The sequence below is a fragment of the Williamsia sp. z34 genome, from assembly GCF_059553395.1.
In genome coordinates this window covers 63615-82901 of the sequence record NZ_JCANWW010000011.1, presented here as the reverse complement: position 1 = coordinate 82901, position 19287 = coordinate 63615, and the positions used below count along the sequence as shown (strand labels likewise).

General features: G+C 66.4%; 19 protein-coding genes and 1 pseudogene. 12 read left to right on the top strand and 8 right to left on the bottom strand.

Going from position 1 to position 19287, the window contains the following annotated elements:
* Nucleotides 1-56: 56 nt before the first annotated feature.
* Both AC51GT_RS22445 and pdxH read right to left on the bottom strand, forming a co-directional pair.
* Entirely contained in the window at nucleotides 57-1325 is a 1269-nt protein-coding gene (locus AC51GT_RS22445) for an MFS transporter (protein WP_496330210.1), read from the bottom strand.
* Between the two features lie 29 nt (nucleotides 1326-1354).
* The gene (gene pdxH / locus AC51GT_RS22440) at nucleotides 1355-2074 is read right to left on the bottom strand and encodes a pyridoxamine 5'-phosphate oxidase (RefSeq protein ID WP_496330209.1); all 720 of its coding nucleotides are present in this window, start codon (nucleotides 2072-2074) and stop codon (nucleotides 1355-1357) included.
* A 92-nt stretch (nucleotides 2075-2166) separates the two neighbouring features.
* Between pdxH and AC51GT_RS22435 the strand changes: the two genes are divergently transcribed.
* The 4 genes from AC51GT_RS22435 (at nucleotide 2167) to AC51GT_RS22420 (ending at nucleotide 6655) form a co-directional block, all read left to right on the top strand.
* Entirely contained in the window at nucleotides 2167-3294 is a 1128-nt protein-coding gene (locus AC51GT_RS22435; protein ID WP_496324642.1) for a citrate synthase 2, read from the top strand.
* A gap of 94 nt (nucleotides 3295-3388) precedes the next feature.
* Nucleotides 3389-4522, top strand: a complete 1134-nt coding sequence (gene serC / locus AC51GT_RS22430) for a phosphoserine transaminase (protein WP_496324643.1) — start codon at nucleotides 3389-3391, stop codon at nucleotides 4520-4522.
* 146 nt (nucleotides 4523-4668) lie between these two features.
* A complete protein-coding gene (gene sepH / locus AC51GT_RS22425; protein WP_496330208.1) occupies nucleotides 4669-5796 on the top strand; it encodes a septation protein SepH in 1128 nt (375 codons plus the stop codon).
* Nucleotides 5797-5851: 55 nt separating this feature from the next.
* Nucleotides 5852-6655, top strand: coding sequence for a DUF6928 family protein (locus tag AC51GT_RS22420; RefSeq protein WP_496324645.1), 804 nt, complete (start codon nucleotides 5852-5854; stop codon nucleotides 6653-6655).
* 36 nt (nucleotides 6656-6691) lie between these two features.
* Here the strand turns inward: AC51GT_RS22420 and AC51GT_RS22415 are convergent, their stop codons facing one another.
* A complete protein-coding gene (locus tag AC51GT_RS22415) occupies nucleotides 6692-7528 on the bottom strand; it encodes a TrmH family RNA methyltransferase (RefSeq protein WP_496330207.1) in 837 nt (278 codons plus the stop codon).
* Nucleotides 7529-7602: 74 nt separating this feature from the next.
* Here AC51GT_RS22415 and AC51GT_RS22410 point away from each other — a divergent pair, with 74 nt between their 5' ends.
* The gene (locus AC51GT_RS22410; RefSeq protein ID WP_496324647.1) at nucleotides 7603-8829 is read left to right on the top strand and encodes a GNAT family N-acetyltransferase; all 1227 of its coding nucleotides are present in this window, start codon (nucleotides 7603-7605) and stop codon (nucleotides 8827-8829) included.
* A gap of 33 nt (nucleotides 8830-8862) precedes the next feature.
* Here the strand turns inward: AC51GT_RS22410 and AC51GT_RS22405 are convergent, their stop codons facing one another.
* A complete protein-coding gene (locus AC51GT_RS22405; protein WP_496325047.1) occupies nucleotides 8863-9315 on the bottom strand; it encodes an Rv0880 family HTH-type transcriptional regulator in 453 nt (150 codons plus the stop codon).
* Between the two features lie 210 nt (nucleotides 9316-9525).
* Here AC51GT_RS22405 and AC51GT_RS22400 point away from each other — a divergent pair.
* A pseudogene (locus AC51GT_RS22400) lies at nucleotides 9526-9636 on the top strand (DUF2530 domain-containing protein); the annotation flags it as partial.
* On the opposite strand, the gene AC51GT_RS22395 reads toward AC51GT_RS22400, so the two are convergent.
* Genes AC51GT_RS22395 through AC51GT_RS22385 form a run of 3 tightly spaced genes read right to left on the bottom strand, consistent with a single transcriptional unit; the run spans nucleotide 9590 to nucleotide 13808 of the window.
* Nucleotides 9590-10294: a phosphatase PAP2 family protein gene (locus AC51GT_RS22395; RefSeq protein ID WP_496330206.1), complete on the bottom strand. Its 705-nt coding sequence runs from the start codon at nucleotides 10292-10294 to the stop codon at nucleotides 9590-9592. The pseudogene AC51GT_RS22400 and the gene AC51GT_RS22395 sit on opposite strands and share 47 nt — an antisense overlap.
* Nucleotides 10260-12980 (bottom strand): sacsin N-terminal ATP-binding-like domain-containing protein, encoded by a 2721-nt coding sequence (locus AC51GT_RS22390; protein WP_496330205.1) that lies wholly within the window; start codon nucleotides 12978-12980, stop codon nucleotides 10260-10262. The genes AC51GT_RS22395 and AC51GT_RS22390 overlap by 35 nt, the downstream gene beginning before the upstream one ends.
* A gap of 36 nt (nucleotides 12981-13016) precedes the next feature.
* Nucleotides 13017-13808, bottom strand: coding sequence for a DUF3027 domain-containing protein (locus AC51GT_RS22385; protein WP_496330204.1), 792 nt, complete (start codon nucleotides 13806-13808; stop codon nucleotides 13017-13019).
* A gap of 288 nt (nucleotides 13809-14096) precedes the next feature.
* On the opposite strand from AC51GT_RS22385, the gene AC51GT_RS22380 reads away from it, so the two are divergent.
* The gene (locus tag AC51GT_RS22380) at nucleotides 14097-15848 is read left to right on the top strand and encodes an MFS transporter (RefSeq protein ID WP_496330271.1); all 1752 of its coding nucleotides are present in this window, start codon (nucleotides 14097-14099) and stop codon (nucleotides 15846-15848) included.
* Nucleotides 15845-16378: a DUF2771 family protein gene (locus tag AC51GT_RS22375; RefSeq protein WP_496330203.1), complete on the top strand. Its 534-nt coding sequence runs from the start codon at nucleotides 15845-15847 to the stop codon at nucleotides 16376-16378. The genes AC51GT_RS22380 and AC51GT_RS22375 overlap by 4 nt, the downstream gene beginning before the upstream one ends.
* 18 nt (nucleotides 16379-16396) lie before the next feature.
* Here AC51GT_RS22375 and AC51GT_RS22370 read toward each other — a convergent pair whose 3' ends face one another.
* Complete coding sequence (locus tag AC51GT_RS22370; protein ID WP_496324654.1) at nucleotides 16397-16810, bottom strand: cold-shock protein; 414 nt, start codon at nucleotides 16808-16810, stop codon at nucleotides 16397-16399.
* 222 nt (nucleotides 16811-17032) lie between these two features.
* On the opposite strand from AC51GT_RS22370, the gene AC51GT_RS22365 reads away from it, so the two are divergent.
* The 4 genes from AC51GT_RS22365 (at nucleotide 17033) to AC51GT_RS22350 (ending at nucleotide 19218) form a co-directional block, all read left to right on the top strand.
* The gene (locus tag AC51GT_RS22365; RefSeq protein WP_496330202.1) at nucleotides 17033-17284 is read left to right on the top strand and encodes a hypothetical protein; all 252 of its coding nucleotides are present in this window, start codon (nucleotides 17033-17035) and stop codon (nucleotides 17282-17284) included.
* 8 nt (nucleotides 17285-17292) lie between these two features.
* The gene (locus AC51GT_RS22360; protein WP_496324656.1) at nucleotides 17293-17805 is read left to right on the top strand and encodes a flavin reductase family protein; all 513 of its coding nucleotides are present in this window, start codon (nucleotides 17293-17295) and stop codon (nucleotides 17803-17805) included.
* Between the two features lie 77 nt (nucleotides 17806-17882).
* The gene (gene moaA / locus AC51GT_RS22355; RefSeq protein WP_496330201.1) at nucleotides 17883-18968 is read left to right on the top strand and encodes a GTP 3',8-cyclase MoaA; all 1086 of its coding nucleotides are present in this window, start codon (nucleotides 17883-17885) and stop codon (nucleotides 18966-18968) included.
* Nucleotide 18969: 1 nt separating this feature from the next.
* On the top strand, nucleotides 18970-19218 hold the full coding sequence (locus tag AC51GT_RS22350; RefSeq protein ID WP_496324658.1) for a MoaD/ThiS family protein: 249 nt from the start codon (nucleotides 18970-18972) through the stop codon (nucleotides 19216-19218).
* Nucleotides 19219-19287: the final 69 nt, after the last annotated feature.

The following is a 19287-nucleotide window of genomic DNA, read 5'->3' as shown; positions in this document are numbered from 1 at the left end:
GGCGACGTTCTGATGTTGGACGCACCGAACGCCGTCCGGGTTCCCGGGGATCGCCGCTACTTGGTGATGCGGTAGCGAACAAAGGCCGGAACCGCCAACGCGGCGAACCCTGTTCCGAGCACCACGAGGACGCCACCTCCGGCAGTGGCCGCAGCAGTTCCCACCGAGACCGCGGCGGCACCATGTAGGACATCGGCGACGCGGGGACCACCGGCGACGACCACGGTGAACACCCCCTGCAACCGGCCGCGCATCTCATCGCTGGCGGCAGTCAGCAGGATCGACTGCCGGAACGCCGACGACGCCATGTCGGCGGCACCGCCGATCATGAGCAACCCGACCACGATCGGCAGCATCGGCAGCGCGGTGTGATCGGCGAACCCGACACAGACCCCGACCCCGATGATCGCGACACCCCAGATGATCACGCAGACGATGACGGCAAGCCCCTGCCGACGAACCCGCGACACCCATCCGGAGAAGATGCCGCCGACCAGCGCGCCGAGCGCGATCGCCGAGAACAACAGGGCGAATGCGACGCCGCCGCTTTCCGGCCCACCGAAACTCTCGTGTGCCATCTGGGGGAACAGCGCCCGGGGCATGCCGAAGATCATCGCGATCAGGTCGATCACAAATGAGGCCATCAGCACCGGCTGGCCGCGCAGGAACACAAATCCCTCGATGATCGACTTCACGCCGGCCGATCTCGGTTTCCGATCATCTCCACCCGGCCGCAGCGACGGCAATTTGATGACGGCCCACAATGTTGCGAACAGGAAGACGGTGTCGACGAGGTACAGCAGTGAATATCCGAGCACCGGTATCAGCGCGCCACCGACCAGTGGCCCGGCGATCGCGCCGCCCTGCATCACCGTCATGTTCAACGACGCCGCTGCCGGCAGTTCGGCGTTCGACACCAGCTTCGGGAGAATCGCTGTCCGGGTCGGCTGATTGACGGCAAAGAAGGCCTGCTGCAACGCGAACAAGGTGAGGATGACCCACACGTTGCCAAAACCCATGGCCGACTGGACATAGAAGAACGCGCTGGTACCGATCAACCCACAGGTGGTGATGATCAACAGGATTCGACGGTCCATGGCGTCGGCCAGAGCGCCGCCCCACAAGCCGAAGATCACCAGCGGCACCAACCCGAACAGGCCGGTCAACCCGACGTACGCCGAGTTGCCGGTGAGCTGGTAGATCTGGGCCGGAACCGCCACCACCGTCAGTTGCGCACCGATGACGGTGACGATGTTCGCCCACCACAGACGACGGAAGTGGGGATGTACGAGCGGGGTGGTGTCGGCCAGGAACCGGCGGGTCACCTTTTCGAAACCGGAATGTGGTCAAACATCTACGGCTGCAACCTCGCGACGCTCCATCTGCCGTCGACCAGCGATGCGCGCACCCGGTTGTGCAACCGGTTCGCGCGGCCTTGCCAGAACTCGACCTCGACCGGGGCGATGACGTAGCCACCCCAGTGCGGGGGCACCGGAACCGGTTGCTCACCGCCGAATCGCGCCTCGATGGCAGCGGCCTTGTCCTCCAGCGCGTCCCGCGACTCGATCGGCGCCGACTGCTCCGACGCGAAGGCGGACAGCTGCGAACCGCGCGGCCGCTTGGACCAGTAGTCCGCGGTGTGTTCGGCAGGCACCTTCGTCACCGGTCCCCGGAAGTGGACCTGACGCTCCATCGCGATCCAGGGGAACGTCACGGACCCGTACGGCACCGCGCCGAGATGCCTGCCCTTGTCGGACTCATAGCTGGTGAAGAAGGTGACCCCGGCGGCGTCGACCCCCTTGCAGAGCACCGTGCGGGTCGACGGGCGACCGGCGCCGTCGACCGTCCCGAGCACCATCGCGTTCGGCTCCGGGATCCTTGCATCGACGGCCTCGCGCAGCCATTTCCCGAACAGCTCCAGCCACGGCGGGTCACCGGCCAGCCAGAGCGGATCGAGGTTGTCCTTGACCCCGTCGGCACCGGCTGCATCATCCCCGGATCCGGACCGCCCGACACCTCCGGAGGCCGCATAGGCCATCCGCATGTTGGCCAGGTCGATCGGTTTGCGTTCCACGGCCGATAACGCTACTCCCGGGTCGTCCGGAATGCCTCGGGCACTACAGTCCTAATCGGTACGCACACAGGGCAATGGCAAGGGAGCTCGCGATGGCAGTCAACGTTGAAATACCCGAAGGATTCGTCGAAGGCCTGGAGGGTGTCACCGCATTCACCACCGAAATCGCAGAACCCGACAAGAACGGCGGCAACCTCCGGTACCGCGGCGTCGACATCGAAGACCTCGTAGAGAACAACGTCACGTTCTCCGACGTCTGGGCACTGCTCGTCGACGGACGTTTCGGCGACGGACTGCCGCCTGCCGAGCCGTTCCCACTGCCCATCCACACCGGCGATGTCCGGGTCGACGTGCAGGCCGGCCTGGCGATGCTCGCACCGATCTGGGGTTATCAGCCCCTCCTCGACATCGATGACCAGACCGCCCGCGACAACCTCGCACGCGCCTCGGTGATGGCCCTGTCGTACGTCGCGCAGTCGGCCCGCGGCATCCACCAGCCGGCCGTCCCGCAGAAGGTCATCGACGAATGTGACACCGTCACAGCCCGATTCATGACCCGCTGGAAGGGCGACCCCGATCCCGCGCACATCCGCGCGATCGATGCCTACTGGGTCAGTGCCGCCGAACACGGCATGAACGCCTCCACCTTCACCGCGCGCGTCATCGCCTCCACCGGCGCCGACGTCGCGGCCGCCCTCTCCGGCGCCATCGGTGCGATGTCGGGACCGCTCCACGGCGGCGCCCCGGCCCGCGTCCTGCCGATGATCGAGGAAGTCGACCGCACCGGCGATGCCCGCGCCCTGGTCAAGGGCATCCTCGACCGCAAAGAAAAACTGATGGGATTCGGTCACCGGGTATACCGCGCCGAAGATCCCCGGGCCCGGGTGCTGCGCCGCACCGCAAAAGAACTCAACGCCCCGCGATACGAGGTGGCCGCAGCCCTGGAGCAGGCCGCACTGACCGAACTCCGCGAACGCCGCCCCGACCGGGCGATCGAGACCAACGTCGAATTCTGGGCCGCGGTCATCCTCGACTTCGCAGAGGTACCGACGCACATGATGCCGGCAATGTTCACCTGCGGGCGGACCGCGGGCTGGTGCGCGCACATCATGGAGCAGAAGCGGCTGGGCAAGCTGGTCCGTCCGGCCGCGCTCTACGTCGGCGCGGCACCGCGACGCCCCGAGGATGTCGACGGCTGGGACGCCATCGCGCCGAAGTGATCCCGGTCAGGCGGCCCTGACCGCCTGAACCCGCAGGTCGCGCTCGCCAAAACCCACCATCAGCCCCGCTGGAGGCGGACTCTAGACTGATCGCATGAGCGAAACGATCTCCATTCCGGCCAACCTTCTGCCCAGCGACGGCCGGTTTGGTTGTGGCCCGTCCAAGGTTCGCCCCGAGCAGTTGCAGTCGCTGGTCGACACCGGTGCATCGGTGTTCGGTACCAGCCATCGTCAGGCCCCGGTCAAGAACGTCGTCGGCGCGATCCGCAGCGGACTGTCCGACCTGTTCTCGCTGCCCGACGGCTATGAGGTCGTGCTGTCCAACGGCGGCACCACCGCCTTCTGGGACGCCGCCGCCTTCGGCCTGATCTCGAAGCGTTCGCTCAACCTGACCTACGGCGAGTTCTCGAACAAGTTCGCCACCGTCGCGAAGAATGCACCATTCCTCGACGACCCGATGGTCGTCTCGACCGAGCCGGGTACCGCACCGACCATCAGCACCATCAGCGCCGACAAGTACGAAGGCGTCGATTTGGTCGGCTGGGCCCACAACGAGACCTCGACCGGCGTGGCACTGCCCGTCACCCGCCCGCTGCTGGCCGGTGACGCCCTGATCGCCATCGACGCCACCTCCGGAGCCGGCGGTCTGCCCGTCAACGTCGCCGACACCGACGTGTACTACTTCGCACCGCAGAAGTCCTTCGCCTCCGACGGCGGACTGTGGATCGCCCTGATGAGCCCGGCCGCACTCGAGCGCGTGGCCACCATCGGTGCGTCCGACCGCTGGTGCCCGGACTTCCTGTCGCTGCCGACCGCCGTCGAGAACAGCAGCAAGAACCAGACCTACAACACCCCGGCCATCGCGTCACTGCTGCTGCTGGCCAATCAGATCGAGTGGATGAACTCGAACGGTGGCCTCGACTGGTGCACCGCCCGGACCGCGGACAGCAGCTCACGGCTGTACGACTGGGCACTGGCCAGCGAGTTCGCCACCCCGTTCGTGAAGGACGCCGCGCACCGCAGCCAGGTCGTCGGAACCATCGATTTCAACGATGACGTCGACGCCGCAGCGGTCGCTAAGGTGTTGCGCGCCAACGGAGTGGTCGACACCGAGCCCTACCGCAAGCTCGGTCGTAACCAGCTTCGGATCGGCATGTTCCCGGCCGTCGAACCCGACGATGTGAGCCGCCTGACCCAGTGCATCGACTACGTCGTCGGGGCACTGTAGCGGCCACTGCGCCCCAGCCCACCCCTGCTGAGCTGGGTTTTTTATGCGTGTCATGCCCACTGTTCGGGGCCTGACTGCATTACGCTGACGCCAATGCACACCGACACAGATGCCCCGGCCGGCTCCCAGACGTGAAGGAGAAGCAGATGCGTGAGCTTCGAGTCATCGGCCTTGAGCCGGACGGCCAGAAGGTGATCTGTCAGGACACCGAGTCGGGCGAGAAGTTCCGTATCCCTGCTGATGACACCCTGCGTGCGGCAGCTCGTGGTGATCTGACCCGGCTGGGCCAGATCGAGATCGAGATGGACAGCTCGCTGCGGCCCCGCGAGATCCAGGCCAGGATCCGCGCGGGTGCCACGGTCGCCCAGGTGGCCGTGGCCGCCGGGGTGCCGATGAGTCGGGTCGAACGTTTTGCCCATCCGGTGTTGCTCGAGCGCTCCCGGGCCGCCGAACTCGCCGCGGCTGCCCATCCCCTGCGTTACGACGGGCCGGCGCTGTCCACATTGGGCGAGGTGGTCGCCGCGGCGCTGGGCGCGCGTGGGCACAATCCCGAGAACACCGAGTGGGACGCCTGGAAGGGCGAGGACAACCGCTGGGTCGTCCAGGTCAGCTGGCACGTCGGCCGTTCGGTCAATCGGGCGCATTGGCGTTATCTGCCCGGTTCGAACTCGGGCACCGTCGAGGCGATCGACGAGGTCGCCGACGAGTTGATCGATCCGGACCTGAGCCGGCCGTTGCGCAGCGTGACACCACTTCCGCCTGCCGTCGACGACACCGATTCCGTAGATCCCGAACTCGCCTTCGATTACACGCCGCCGAAAGCCGCTCGGGTGTCACCGATTTCGCGTTCGGCGCGCATGTCCGCGAAACCCGACGGGTCCGAGGTCACCGTGGACGCCGACTCCGTCACCGGAGAACAAACCGCCCGGCGGGCACCTCGTCCCGCAGTCCCCGAATCTCGTCCCCGGCCGACCGCCGCCCACATCGATCCGGTCGACGAGGTCGACGAGGTCGACGACCTGCCCGAGGTGATCGCCGACGACCCGGCGTCGGACGAGCAGACCGCGACGGCGGTGGACGAGCAGACCGCGACGGCGGTGGAACCGCAGACGTCTGCGGCGCAGGAGGATGCGGCCCCCGAGGCCGAACCCAAAAACACTGAGAAGCAGGACAAGTCGGAGCCGAACCGCAAGCGTGGACGCGGGAATCGCAAGCCATCGCTACCCGCCTGGGAGGATGTACTTCTCGGGGTCCGCAGCAGCGGTAACCCGTGAACAGCGTTTAATGTTCCGTACGTGAGACAGGTCGGCACCGACGAAAGGACTTGAGTTGGCAGCGAAGGCGTCGATGCTCTGGTTCATCAACTCAAGCGATCCGCCAGCCGAGATCAGGCAGGGCCTGCGGCACGATCCCGCCGCTGCGGCAAGCCTCGCCGGCGCGTTGTGCCCCGACCTCACCGCCCTGCCCATCGGTGAGACAGACCTCGCCTCAGCCGCCACCCCCGCCGACGATCAGCTCTTCGTCGGCGTCTATGGCTCACTGATCGTCGTCACGAGCCCGGTGCTGTCCACGACCACCCCGTCCACACTGCCCGAGGCCTGGATCACCGCGGTCCCGTCGGATGAAGTGGTCGTCCTGCACACCGAACCGGAATCCTCGCTGGGAGCGTTCGCCCGCTGGGAGAACGGGACGCTGCGCCGCTCGTTCTCGGCGAACCCGGTCACCATCTACGAAAACATCGGGCTGCCCTTCATTTTCGAGGGTCCGTTCTGGGCCGGCGAGCACCCTCTGAAGTATGCCGATGGCGCCCCACCAGATCCACAGGCTTTGCCGTTCCACCCCCAGGAATTCGCCGAACAGGCGATTCGTGAATGGCTCGGATTCCGGTTCACCACCCCACTGGGTGCCGAGGATTACGATCCCTCGAAAATCGTGGTCTCGGGTTTCGCGATCCGGCCCAAGGGATATGTCCCGTCAGAGGCCGATGTCGATCTGGGATTGTCCGAGGGCAACGGGGCCACCGACCACATCCACCCGCCCGACCACGGACCGGCCGGCGATGAGCGCCGACAGTCGGGCGAGCACAAGCCGGGACGGGTCGCCCGCTGGTTCGGGTTCGGCCCCAAGTCCTAACCCCGCCCGACCCACCCTGGACACCGCGCCAGATGGTCAGCGAGCGCGTTCGTAGAAGGCCAGCGCCGCGGCCGTCGCCACGTTGAGCGAGTCTGTCCCCCGGGCCATCGGGATACGCGCCCGCACATCACCCGAACGCATCGCAGTCTCCGACAGACCCGGCCCCTCGGCCCCGACCATGAATGCCACCCGCTCGGCGTCCACGGCTTGCGACAGCGGGACGGCAGTGCGCTCGGGTGTGAGTGAAATGATCCGAAAGTTGTTGTCGCGGAGCACTTCCAAATCCGACGGCCAACTCTCGACATGGGCAAAGGGAACGAGTAGTACGTGTCCCATCGATACCCGGACCGACCTCCGGTAGAGCGGATCGGAACAGGCCCCACCGAAGATCACCGCATCCACACCGAGTCCCGCGGCGTTCCGGAAGATGCTGCCGATGTTCTCGTGGTCGTTGACGCCCTCGAGGACCGCCACCGTCCGGGCGCCCGCGAGCACATCGGCGAGCGTCAGTGGCTCGGTACGGCGGGCGACGGCAAGGACACCACGATTGAGATGAAATCCGACGATCTCCGCCATCACGGCAGCACTGGCCCGATAGAAGGGCACCCCGGCCATCGCGTCGACGGAGAGAGTGGGGGTCAGTTCTCGAAGACGCTTGTCGACGCCCAGAAACGCGTGCGGAGCGAACCTGGAGGCGGCCATCCGCTGCACAACCAGCACACCCTCGGCGATGACCAGGCCCCTGCCGGGCAGACCACCGGGCAGAACGGGCAGGTCAGGGCGCCGATCCGCGGAGTTGAGATCGCGAAAGTGATCGACCCTGGGGTCCGCGGGATCGTCGATGTCGATCACATCGACTGTGAGATCCGACATGATGCCACCTGTTTGAGTATGCGATCCGGCCATCCGGCTAGTCTGCCCGACCGGTGATGTGACAAGTTGGAAGGGTGAGTAACGGTAATTTGACGCTTCGTCGTGCAATCGACTCCGACTGGCCCGATATTGCCATCGCCGATGCGCGGGCGTTCGCATTTGTCGAGCCGCTCGACGATGAAGCCCTGGCCGACATCCGATCCAAGGTCACCGACGGCGACGCCATCGTGGTCCACGACACCTCCGATCCGGATCGTCCCGTTCTCGTGGGTGTGGCGATGTTCTTCCGGATGAAGATGTCGATCCCCGGTGGACTCCAGGTCGACCTGCCCGGACTGTCCTGGGTGTCGGTGGCCGCGACGCACCGTCGCCGCGGGATCCTCCGGCTGATGATCACCGAGATGTTCGAGCAGTGGGAACGCGAGCAGTCGGTCTTCTCGATCCTGACGGCCTCCGAGGGCACGATTTATGAGCGATTCGGTTACGGGCCTGCGGCTTTCGACCATACCCTGCGTCTGGACCTGAAGAAGGCCTCGCTGCGGGCAGCGGCTCCGGCCGATTCCCGGGTCCGGTTCGCCGACGCCGAACAGGTCCGCGAGTCGGTTCCCGAAATCCACGACCGCTGGGTGTCGACCAGGCCCGGCGCCATTGTCCGAACACCGGTGTGGTGGAACATGATCTTCGCCGACCGCCCCATCCTCCGCAACGGGCGCAGCGGACTTCACTACCTGGTGCACCCCGACGGCTACGCGAGCTACCGGATCCACCACGAATCCGAGACCGTTTCCATCGCAGAGGTTTCCGAACTCTTCGCCGTCACCGACGAGGCCCACACGGAGTTGTGGCGGGTGTTGTCGGGTCTCGATCTGGTACCGGCGATCACCGCGACGACTCCGGTGGACGATCCGCTCCCCCTCAAGCTCACCGATCTGCGGGCACCGAAGGTCACCGGCATCCGCGACAGCATGTGGCTCCGCATTCTCGATGTCGCACAAGCCCTTTCGCTACGCGAGTACGGCCACGACACCGACTTCGTGCTGGAGGTCAGCGACTCGTTCCGGGACTCCGGCGGACGCTGGAAGGTGTCGATCACCGACAATCGGGCCACCATCGGCACCACCGACGCCGAACCCACTGTCCGGATGGATATCTCGGTACTCGGCAGTCTTTATCTCGGCGCGTACCGAGCTGTCGACTTCGCGGCAGCGGAAAGGCTGTGGACCATCGACGGCGCCACCCTGCACGCGGTCGACCAAGCGTTCAGCACAGACCGCAAGCCGGTCGCCGGTACGTCCTTCTGACGGCGGATGCCGGTCACCGCCGGTGGCCGGCGCTCAGTCGCTTTCGGTGACGAGCGACTCGATGATGCCGACGGCACCGCGCAACGTGGCCAGTTGCTGGTCGTCGAGCCGTTTGAGCTGAGCCCGCAGCCATTCCTCGCGCGCGTTCGCCTCGTCGACCACCAGTGCGTCCCCGGCCGAGGTCAGGGTCACGATCACCTGTCGGCCGTCGGTCGGATGGGGTTCGCGCTTGACCATTCCCAGGTCGGCCAGCGAGGCGATCACCCGGGTCATCGACGGCGGCTGGACTCTTTCACGTGCGGCGATGGCACCAGGGGTCATAGAACCCTCGCGTTTGAGTGTGGACAGAGCCGACAGCTGCGTGAGCGACACCACGGACGAAGCCCGGCGCCCACGTAAATGCCTGGTCAGCCGCACTACAGCTATCGCCAGATCATTTGGCAACTTCTCGTCATTCTGCTCCACGGTTCGAGGATAGGTGAGCATGACCGAAATGCGCGCTGAACTGCCAAGATTCATTTGTTCACCTCACAATTGAGCGACTGGCGTAAAAAATTGCAGAAACTGCACTTCGCCCTCGGGTGAGCACCGCGAATTCGTGTGGGGCCGAAAGCGGATTAACCTGACACCATGCCCGCAGAGATTCCCGAACTACCCACCCGGTGGACCGCACCCGGACCGGTGATCGCCGTGGGGATGGCCGCGTGGTTGATCGCCACCCTCGTGGTGGCGATCTGGGACCTCGGCACCGACACGACCCTCACGATCTGCCTGGTGGGCCTGGGGGTGGGTCTGTTCGGCTGCTTCGTCGTGTATCTGCAGAAGCTCGCTGTTCGTCGAGGGAGTCCGGCCGCTCAGCAGGGCCTGTCCTGAAGGTCATCCACGTCGCAGCAGCCACGAAGAGCGCACCCAGTATCCATCCTGCGACGACATCGGTCATCCAGTGCGCTCCGAGGTACACGCGGGTGACGCCGATGCTCAGCGCGAGCAGCGGAGCGACCAGCAGGACCCACAGGTGCCCCCGAACCCACGGACTCGACCGATAGATGGCAACCGCTGTCAATCCGTACACCACCGTCGAGCTCATCGCGTGACCTGACGGGAACGAATGGGTCGACAGCTCCACCAGCCGTTCGGGCATCGGCGGACGATCACGGGAGAACAGTTCCTTCAGAGCGACCATCGTCAGTGAGCCCACGGCCGAGCCGAGGCCGACGAAGAGTGCGAGTCGCCACTGACCGCGCAGAGCGAAGAAGGCGGTGACAGCGAGCGCGACCAGGAACAGCGTCAAGGTGTTGCCCAACGTGGTGATCGCCTTCATCACCGTTGTCCAGGTCTCTGTGCGGTGATCGACCATCCAGTCGAGGACCTGCTCATCCGGACCGAACGACGTCGTCCGATCCGCCGGCGGATCGCCGATGTCCGCCACGTCAGCCGGGAATGACCCGGGACTGTTCATCAACATGGATCAATCCACTCTCGTCACGCCACCACGGCACCCGATACTCGGCACTACCGTCCCCTCGTCGCAACGCCACCGTGAGTCCGGCGTGCACCCTGATCGGTCCGACCGGCAACTCTCGGTTCTGGGACAGGGCGGTCTGCAGGGCCCAGGGCTGGGCGTCCCAGGTCGATTCCAGACCGGCCTCGACGGGACCGCCGACGAATTCCTCTGTCGCGGTCGGGAGATCAAGCAGATCAGCAAGATTGGTGGCCAGCCCGAACTCCCCCGGCATCACCGACACGGTCCCGGCCGGATCCAGCGCGGCCACCATCCACGGCGCATCCAGTACCACGGCATCGCGCGCCACCGACCCGGCCAGCGTGCGGAATCCGGCGGGTGGTTCGAGATCGTCGAGGCGGATGCGGCCCTCGCGCAGCGCCCGTGCCAGTTCCGTGTGCACGGCTGCGGCCACCGAGGGCATGACGGAGCGATTCGCATCGGCCAAGTGCCGCAGCATCATCCGAGCCTGTTGGGTGTCTTCCACATCGACACTGCCGAGCGCGGCGGCCAGGTTGTCGGCCTGGGGGTGTTCGAGCGGATCGAGCAGACCCCGGGCGGACCGGTCACTCGGCGCCCGCCATTGACCCAACCGCATCCCGTCGATCACGGCGTAGTGCCGGAGCCACCAGGCCGTATAACCGCGGCGGTCGGTGAGCAAGGCGGCGGCGTCGGGTGATTCGGCCAGCAAGGTGAGCGCCTGCGGCCACTTGTCCGGGTCGACCAGGTCGAGATCGCGGACCGCGCTCAGCGTTTGCGGTGCATCGGTCAGGGTGTCCCACCACTGCGCTTCGTCGGGCAGATCGTGGTCGGGGCCGGTCGGATATTCTTCGCGGGCCACGGTGAAATCCCAGCCGACGCCAAGCGCCCGCAGCGCCGCCGGCCCATACTGCTCCACCCATTCGGGATCGACCACACCGAACGGTGAATCATCAACCAGCACAGCGGCGAGCGGACTGTCCGGTAGCAGGAGTTCGTCCGCGGCGCGGGGTTCGTCATCGACGGTCGGCAGCTCCAGCGAGCCCAGGCGACTCGGGACCGGCGAATCCGGGGAGCTGCGAAGAAGGCCCAGCACACTGCGGACGAGTTGCTCACTGCCCGGATCGGATTCGATCTCGGCCACCAACGCCGGGTCGGCCAGCATCTCTCCCACCGAGATCCGCCGGGCACCGAGGCGTTCGAGGAGGTCGTGCACCGCAGCGGGGTGCACGGTCGGCAGCCATGACGGTGCAGCGATCTGCGTGTCGCCGGCATCGGCGGATGCATGCGGCGGCAACACCGTGCCACGGGCGCCGGGCATCGTCCGGCCATCAACCAGTGGTACCGGCAGCGCCCCGAGTTCGTCCACCTGTCCCTGTGCGAGCACCGAGAGTTCGGCGTAAAGCTCTCCCCACCACCGTGGTTCACGCTCCAGCCCGGTCAGTCGTGCCGCGACATCGGCCAGTCCGATCTCGGTGACCCCCACCGAGCGCAACCGGCTCAACGCAGACCGCTCGGACAGATCCGGATGTACCAGTGTCGCGACGATCTCCCCGATCAGCGCGGCGAGTCCCGGTGTCAGGTCGACCAGCACCTCGGCGCGAGAGGGAATCAGATCATCCCCGCCGGCGCCGGGCAGCCATCGGTGCTCACGCAGTTCATCGATCAGTGCGGTCCGCAGGCGCTCGTCCTCATGACCGGCCGCGAATCCCGGCTGCGGCACCGGCACCAACCGGTCCACCGCGGGCAACGTGGCCGCGAAGTCGGCGTAACCGGCTGCGAGCGCTGCGATATCGGCATCCGGGTGCAGTCCGCGGCGGTCCGCCGTCAACCGGACATCGCCGATACAGATGGCGGGCACCGTCAGTTCGACATCGGTCCGGGTCGGCGCCCGCAGCACCCCGGACGTCACCGGAACCACGTGATCGCCCCGCAACGGGAGTAGCCATCGGGCATGTGGCGCCACATATTCGCGCCACTGCTCGGCACCGATGGTGATGACGTCGCCGTCGCGGGTCCGCGTGAAGGTCCGTTCGCCGACCGAGATCGTTGCGATGGCAGGTAGTTCCAGCAGCAGTTCGACACTCTCGCCGCAAAAATCGGAGAGCATGCCCGCGACGTCGACCTCACCGTCGAGTTCGAGCACCACCTCGGTGTCGAATCCGGATGCCGGCTGCGCGTCGATCGGCCAGGCCAGGCGGAGCGTGGGAACCGGTTGCCCGGCCAGGTCGGTCCCGGCGAGCTCGGCCCTGGTGCGCGCCGCCGAGAACTCGATGGATCCGGTCCGGGAACGAATCTGGACGTGATCGGTCACCGCGGCCACCGCGCTGAACCCGACACCGAAACGTCCGACCAGACCCTCGCCGGACTTGTTCGAGGAGCGCAAGGCGGTCAGCGCCTGCACCCCCGACCGGTCCAGCGGGGCCCCGGTGTTCGCAACATGAAGGTCGGCGCCGTCGATCCACACGGCCACCGCACCCGCGACACCGGCTTCGGTGGCGGCGTCAGCGGCGTTGGCGACGAGCTCGGTGAGCAGGCGATCGCGATAGCCGACCCCGACGAGATCGGATTCGGCTGCGGTGTCCTCCCGCAGACGCGTGGGCGATGTCGTCCAGGACTGCAGGATCGCTTCCCGCAACCGATCGACATCAAACGGATCCGGACCGGTCATCACCGGCACCTGCCGGAGTGCGCCATCACGCGCAGCTCAGGAGTTCGCGTGGATTTCGACCGCGCCGTCGTCGTAGGCGTCGTAAGCCGGGCTGCCGGCGCCTTCCGGTGCCTTGACGTCCGAATGGGCCCCGCAACCGTATTCGGCGTGAACCACATGTCCGTCGGCAGAGAACTCGTTGGCGCAGACGCCGAACGCCACGCGCAACGAACCCACGACCGGTAGATAGAAGGCGCACGTACCGCAGCTGTGCCGCGCGTTGCGGGCCATCTCGGCGGCCGGACCGTGGTCGCCGTCGACCCAGCGCTGCGCCGCCTCGATACGGCCCTCGTAGCTCAGCAACTGCTTACGGCCGAGCCCGATCGCCTCGCCGACGGCCGCTTCTTCGTCGACGAGATCAAAATCACCGTTGTCGACATAACCGGGCACCAGACGCGGATCGTCGGCGGGAGGGGCGAGCAGATCGCCGGGGTGCAGATCGCCGGGGCGGATCCGCTGATCCCACGGCACCCAGACCGGGGCGGTCAGTGCCGAAGACCCGGGCAGCAGGGCCACCTCGTTGATCGTGACGTCGTCACTGTCGGGGCAACCGGCCAACACCACACACCACTGCCACCCGCGATATCCGGGCACATTCGCCGCGAAATAGTGGGTGACCGTGTACGGGGCCTCGGTCACCGCATCGAGGTGATCTCCGATTTCCCGTTCGTCGGCGTCGATGGCGGCCCGCGCCTGGTCGACGGCCGAGGTCAGGAGCGCCGAAACCCGCTGCTGTTCGGGCTGCGCACCATCGGTCGCTGTTTCTGGCTGTTCAGTAACCGCGTTCACCCCTCTAGTGTGCCGTATCGCAACCCGCCCGGAGCGCCCGAGGGTTGGTCGGCGGTCACGGGATAGGGAAGAATCAGCAAAGTGAACCGAGGAAATCCACCACCTGATCCTCGTGCGACCCCCTCGGACAAGGGCGGAGACGCGCGGGGCCATGGTGGCGCACCGGGACACGATCCCCGCCGGACGCCGCGCCAGTCGCCCTCCGCGCATCCGGGATCAGCCAATTATCCGGCCGACGGCGGCCCGGCCCGGCCGTCGCAGTCCGGTCCCCCGCCGCGCGGCCCCGGGATGCGGCAACCACCGCCCCCGCACCAACCGCCGCCGCCGAACCAGCAGCCGACCACCCGGGCGCCCCGGAACCAGCCGCCGCCGCAACAGGGTCCATCCGGTGCGTACCCACCGCCGGATGCGCCCGGTCGGCACGACACCCGGCAGCAGACGTCACAGAACCGGCACCTGCCTCCGCTCGACGAGACCGACTACCACAGCGACGACAACGCCCGCGCCATGCCGCGCAAGCTCACCGTCACCCGGGTGGCGGCCATGCGCGGTCGCGAACTGACGTCCAAGGGCCTGGGAAAAATCCACCAGGCCGCAACGGCAGACGGCGCCGACCGATCCGGACTGACCGCACTGACGTATCCAACCGTGGTCAACTTCGCCGTCGACGCCGCGATGACGATCGCACTGGCCAACACCCTGTTCTTCGCCGCGGCCAGTGCCGAGTCCAAGGGCAAGGTCGGGCTCTATCTCGCGCTGACCATCGCACCGTTCGCCATCATCGCTCCGCTGATCGGACCGTTGCTGGACAAACTGCAGCGCGGCCGCCGGATCGCCATGGCCGGAACGTTTCTCGGCCGGACCGTCCTGGCGCTGCTGGTGATGGCCAACTCCGGGTGGGACACGACCACGAACCAGCTGACATACGACCCGTGGGTCCTCTACCCCTGCGCACTCGGAATGTTGGTGTTGTCCAAATCCTTTGGCGTTCTCAAATCCGCGGTGACGCCACGTGTCCTCCCGCCGACCATCGACCTGCCCCGGGTGAATTCACGGCTGACCACGTTCGGCCTCGTCGGGGGCACCATCGTCGGCGGTGGTGTCGCCGCCTTCTTCGAGACGGCGCTCGGCAAGGTTCTGCCGCTGCACATCCCGGGCGCGATGGTGTGGCTGGCGATCATCACCGTGGTCGGAGCGGTGCTCTGTATGCGGATCCCGGCGTGGGTCGAGGTCACCGAGGGCGAAGTGCCCACGACGCTGACCTATCACGGGGAGCCGGCCCGACCCCGGATACCGCCACCCGACGAAACAAAGAAGTCGACCGTCAAGGCGCTCACGGCCACGATGCGACAACCGGTGGGCCGCAACGTCCTGGTGGGGTTGTGGGGCAACGGGACGATCCGCATCCTCACCGGCTTCCTGACGCTGTTCGTCGCCTTCTATGCGAAGTCTCAGCAGGGCGGCGGCAGCGGCTGGGCCCAGGTCGCGATGCTCGGTGCGGTGGGCGCGGCGGCCGGCATCGGCAACTTCATCGGCAATGCCACCGGCACCCGCCTCGAACTCCCGAACCCTCAGCGCATCGTGGTGATCGTGACCGGTACCTGCGCGGTCGTCGCGCTGCTCGCCGCGGTCTTCAGCAACCTGATCTTCATCGCCATCGCCGCACTGATCGCGTCGGGGACCAGCGCGATCGGCAAGGTCTGCCTCGACTCGTCCATCCAGACCGATCTCCCCGACGAATCCCGGGCGTCGGCATTCGGCCGTTCCGAGACCGTGCTGCAGATGGGATGGGTCTTCGGCGCCTCCCTCGGCGTCCTGCTGCCGACCAACCTGACCATCGGTTTCGGTGTGGTCACCGGCCTGCTGGCCCTCGGATTCGCCCAGACGTTCGTCACCAACCGGGGATCGACCCTGGTACCCGGTTTCGGTGGCAAGCGGCCAGACATGACCATGCCGACCGGCGCAATCCACGTCGATCCCACCGTGCGGGAGTCGTGGAACAAGAACACATCACGGAAAAAGGGTGCTCGCGAAGTATGAGTTTGACGACCGGCGAAAAGAAGTTCGCCATCATTGCGGCGATTGTTGCCGTCCTGTTCGCTGCCATCGTCGGCGGCTCGGTGGCCGCACTGACCGCGGGCCACAAGAGCGACGACGTGCCGTACGTCCAGGTCGCCTCGGGCAGCAAGCTGGTCCGCGTCGAACCGCTGGCCTACTGCAGCATCGACCTGTCGAAGTGCGACGGCTCGGCGACGAATCCACCCACGCGGGTTCCCGTCGCCGTCGGCGACACCCTGATGGTGTCGCTCTCGCATGAACTGGCGGTGGGCCCGTGGATCCTGGTGGTGCAGCACCTGACCGCCGAAGGCTTCGACAACGGCACCGAGACCATCTACCTGAGCGACTCCAAACGCACCATCACGTTGCCTTCGACGAAGGACAAGATCTTGGCCGTCGTCCAGATCACCCAGCCCTCGCAGGTGGAGACCCAGCCCGGCGTCTTCATCCAACGCGGAATCTGGGCCATCGACACCCTTCCCGACAGCGTCGACATCCCCGCTTCCGGGTAGTCGACGGCGTCGGGGGGATCAGGATTCGAGTTCGCGGGCCACGGCCCGGACAACCTCTGAAATACGTTGCGATGTCTTGCGATCGGGGTAGCGACCCTTACGCAGATCCGGCTGCACCTTGCCCTCGAGCAAAGTGATCAGATCGGCGACCATGCCGTGCAGCTCGTCGGTAGTGTGCCGCTTGGGCTGCTCCTTACGGGCTTCCCGGGTGTTCTTGGCAACGCTCGGCGCCGGGTCGAGGATCTTGACCGTGAGCGCCTGCGGGCCACGACGACCTGCGGCCATGCCGAACTCGACCTTCTGGCCGGGCTTGAGAGCCTCGGTTCCAGCGGGGAGCGCTGACGAACGTACATAGACGTCTTCGCCATCGTCTTGCGAGAGAAAGCCGAAGCCCTTCTCCGCGTCGTACCACTTCACCTTGCCGGTAGGCACTGTGCACACCCTCATCTGTTCGCGTGACCCAAAACGAAAGCGCCCGCTGTGACAATTGCGGTCCAGCCAGACGCGTTTGATCAGTCTAGCCCCTCGGCCATGCTCCGAACACCATGGTTTTCTCCCGTCATGCGGCCGGATCAGGCCTTCGCCTTCGGCTCGCCCCGCAGGAGGGAGCGCCGCCCTCTGGTGGCCGCCTGGCACTGCACTACCGTTGACCTCATGCGCAAAGCCGAAGGCGCCGGATTGCTACGGGTTGCGGTGGGGTTGTTCGCGGTTGGGCTCATTGCGCTCATCGCACTGTTTCTCGCCGAGCCGATCACCGGTGAAACCGCTCCCCTGTTCGTCTATCTGCTCATCATGTGTGCACCCCTGGGGTTTCTGCTCGGACTGATTTTTGCCCTGCGATCAGGGCGCCGGGCGAAACAACAGGCCGACCGCTCCGACGGCGACAACAGCCCGCCACTAGAGTGATCCGCGAGATGAGCCTTCACATTGACGGAGCCCTGACGCCCACCAGCGATGGTTCGGCCCTGCGGCGTGCCTACAGTTGTTTTCCGACCGGCGTCGTCGCCGTATGCCATCAGGGCGATGGTGACCCGATCGGTATCGCGGCGAGTTCTTTCGCCACCGTGTCACTCGATCCCCCGCTGGTATCGCTGTGTGTGCAGAACGAGTCGACGACCTGGCCCAAGTTGCATTCGGCGGCGGTGCTCGGCGTGTCGGTGTTCGCACACGACCAGGACGCCGAGTGCAAGCAGTTGGCAGGCCCTGCCGCAAAGCGGTTCGACGGACTCGCACTCGAGACCACCGCCGACGGCGCACTGTTCATCGGGGGCGCCGTCGCGCAACTGGCGTGTGAGATCTACAACGAAATCCCGGCAGGTGATCACAGCCTGGTACTCCTCAAGGTGCTGGCATTGCGTGCCGACACCGAGCAGGAACCGCTGGTGTTCCACGCCAGCACCTTCCGCGCCCTGGAACGCCGCGCCTGAGCCGTTTCCCGCCCGCCCCGGTGCCGTGAGCCCATTGCGGCCACCGCGTTCCGGCAGTAAACCGTAGGCTGGACCCTGTGACAGTCATCGCACTCGGTATGCCAACCGGTCCCGTCGCGCGACCGACAACCGACGCCGTCATGCCCACCACCGGTCCGATGATCGACACCTTCGGACGGGCGGTGCGCGACCTGCGCGTCTCGGTGACCGACCGCTGCAACCTCCGGTGCACGTACTGCATGCCGGCGGAGGGTCTGGACTGGCTCGACAAGGCCGACGTCCTCACCGCCGACGAAATCGTCCGGCTCGTCGGTGTCGCGGTTCGCGACCTGGGTATCCGCGCGGTCCGATTCACCGGCGGCGAACCACTACTGCGCAAGGATCTGACCGAGATCATCAGTGCCGTGGCCGCTCTCGAACCGCGCCCCGAGATCGCCCTGACCACCAACGGCCTGAGCCTGGCCCGCAGCGCCGAGGCGCTGGCCGCGGCCGGACTCGATCGGGTCAACGTCTCCCTCGACACCGTCGACGCGGCCCGCTTCGCCTCGATCACCCGCCGCGACCGACTCCCCGACGTCATCGCCGGGCTGGCCGCAGCACAGGCAGCCGGTCTACGGCCGGTCAAGGTCAACGCGGTCCTCGATCCCGAAACCGGATTGGCCGATGCCCCTGAACTCCTGAGGTTCTGCCTGGCCGAGGGATACGAATTACGCATCATCGAACAGATGCCGCTGGACGCCGAGCACCACTGGTCACGGACGACGATGGTCACCGCAGACCAGATCCTCGACACGCTGCAGGCCGAATTCGATCTACGGCCCGATACCGCACCCCGGGGCGCCGCACCGGCGCAGCGGTGGCTCGTCGAGGGGCATCACACACCGGACGGCAAGCCGGCCCGGGTGGGCATCATCGCCTCGGTGACACGGCCCTTCTGCGGCGACTGCGACCGAACCCGCCTGACCGCCGACGGTCAACTCCGCAACTGTCTGTTCGCCACGTCGGAGACCGATATTCGTGATTTGCTGAAGTCAACCGAAAATTCAGATCAGGACATCGCGCTGCGTTGGCGCGAAGCGACCTGGGGCAAGTTGCCCGGTCACGGGGTCAACGATCCGGGCTTCCTCCAGCCCTCTCGACCCATGTCGGCGATCGGGGGCTGACATGGAGATCTGCGTCAGGTTTTTCGCGGCTGCGCAGGCCGCCGCGGGGGTCGAGCAACTGGTGATACATCTCACCGACAAAGCAACTCTTGCCGATCTGGAATCCGAATTGGGGCAATCGAATCCGCGATTGGCCGAAGTGTTGCAAAGATGCTCATATCTGCATGAGTCGGTAGCGGTCCGCGACCGGTCGCGAACCCTCTCCGGGGGAGACACCGTCGATGTTCTCCCGCCGTTCGCGGGCGGTTGAGTCAGCGAACCCCCGCACGTAACCGGGTCGTTTGACCCACTTGTGCGCTTCATCCCCTTGGTTCAAACT

Coding starts and splice junctions, on each gene's coding strand:
- AC51GT_RS22435 (WP_496324642.1), top strand. CDS start 2,167: ATGGCAGTCAACGTTGAAATACCCGAAGGATTCGTCGAAGGCCTGGAG.
- serC (WP_496324643.1), top strand. CDS start 3,389: ATGAGCGAAACGATCTCCATTCCGGCCAACCTTCTGCCCAGCGACGGC.
- sepH (WP_496330208.1), top strand. CDS start 4,669: ATGCGTGAGCTTCGAGTCATCGGCCTTGAGCCGGACGGCCAGAAGGTG.
- AC51GT_RS22415 (WP_496330207.1), bottom strand. CDS start 7,528: ATGTCGGATCTCACAGTCGATGTGATCGACATCGACGATCCCGCGGAC.
- AC51GT_RS22405 (WP_496325047.1), bottom strand. CDS start 9,315: ATGCTCACCTATCCTCGAACCGTGGAGCAGAATGACGAGAAGTTGCCA.
- AC51GT_RS22395 (WP_496330206.1), bottom strand. CDS start 10,294: ATGTTGATGAACAGTCCCGGGTCATTCCCGGCTGACGTGGCGGACATC.
- AC51GT_RS22390 (WP_496330205.1), bottom strand. CDS start 12,980: ATGACCGGTCCGGATCCGTTTGATGTCGATCGGTTGCGGGAAGCGATC.
- AC51GT_RS22380 (WP_496330271.1), top strand. CDS start 14,097: ATGCGGCAACCACCGCCCCCGCACCAACCGCCGCCGCCGAACCAGCAG.
- AC51GT_RS22375 (WP_496330203.1), top strand. CDS start 15,845: ATGAGTTTGACGACCGGCGAAAAGAAGTTCGCCATCATTGCGGCGATT.
- AC51GT_RS22365 (WP_496330202.1), top strand. CDS start 17,033: ATGCGCAAAGCCGAAGGCGCCGGATTGCTACGGGTTGCGGTGGGGTTG.
- AC51GT_RS22360 (WP_496324656.1), top strand. CDS start 17,293: ATGAGCCTTCACATTGACGGAGCCCTGACGCCCACCAGCGATGGTTCG.
- AC51GT_RS22350 (WP_496324658.1), top strand. CDS start 18,970: ATGGAGATCTGCGTCAGGTTTTTCGCGGCTGCGCAGGCCGCCGCGGGG.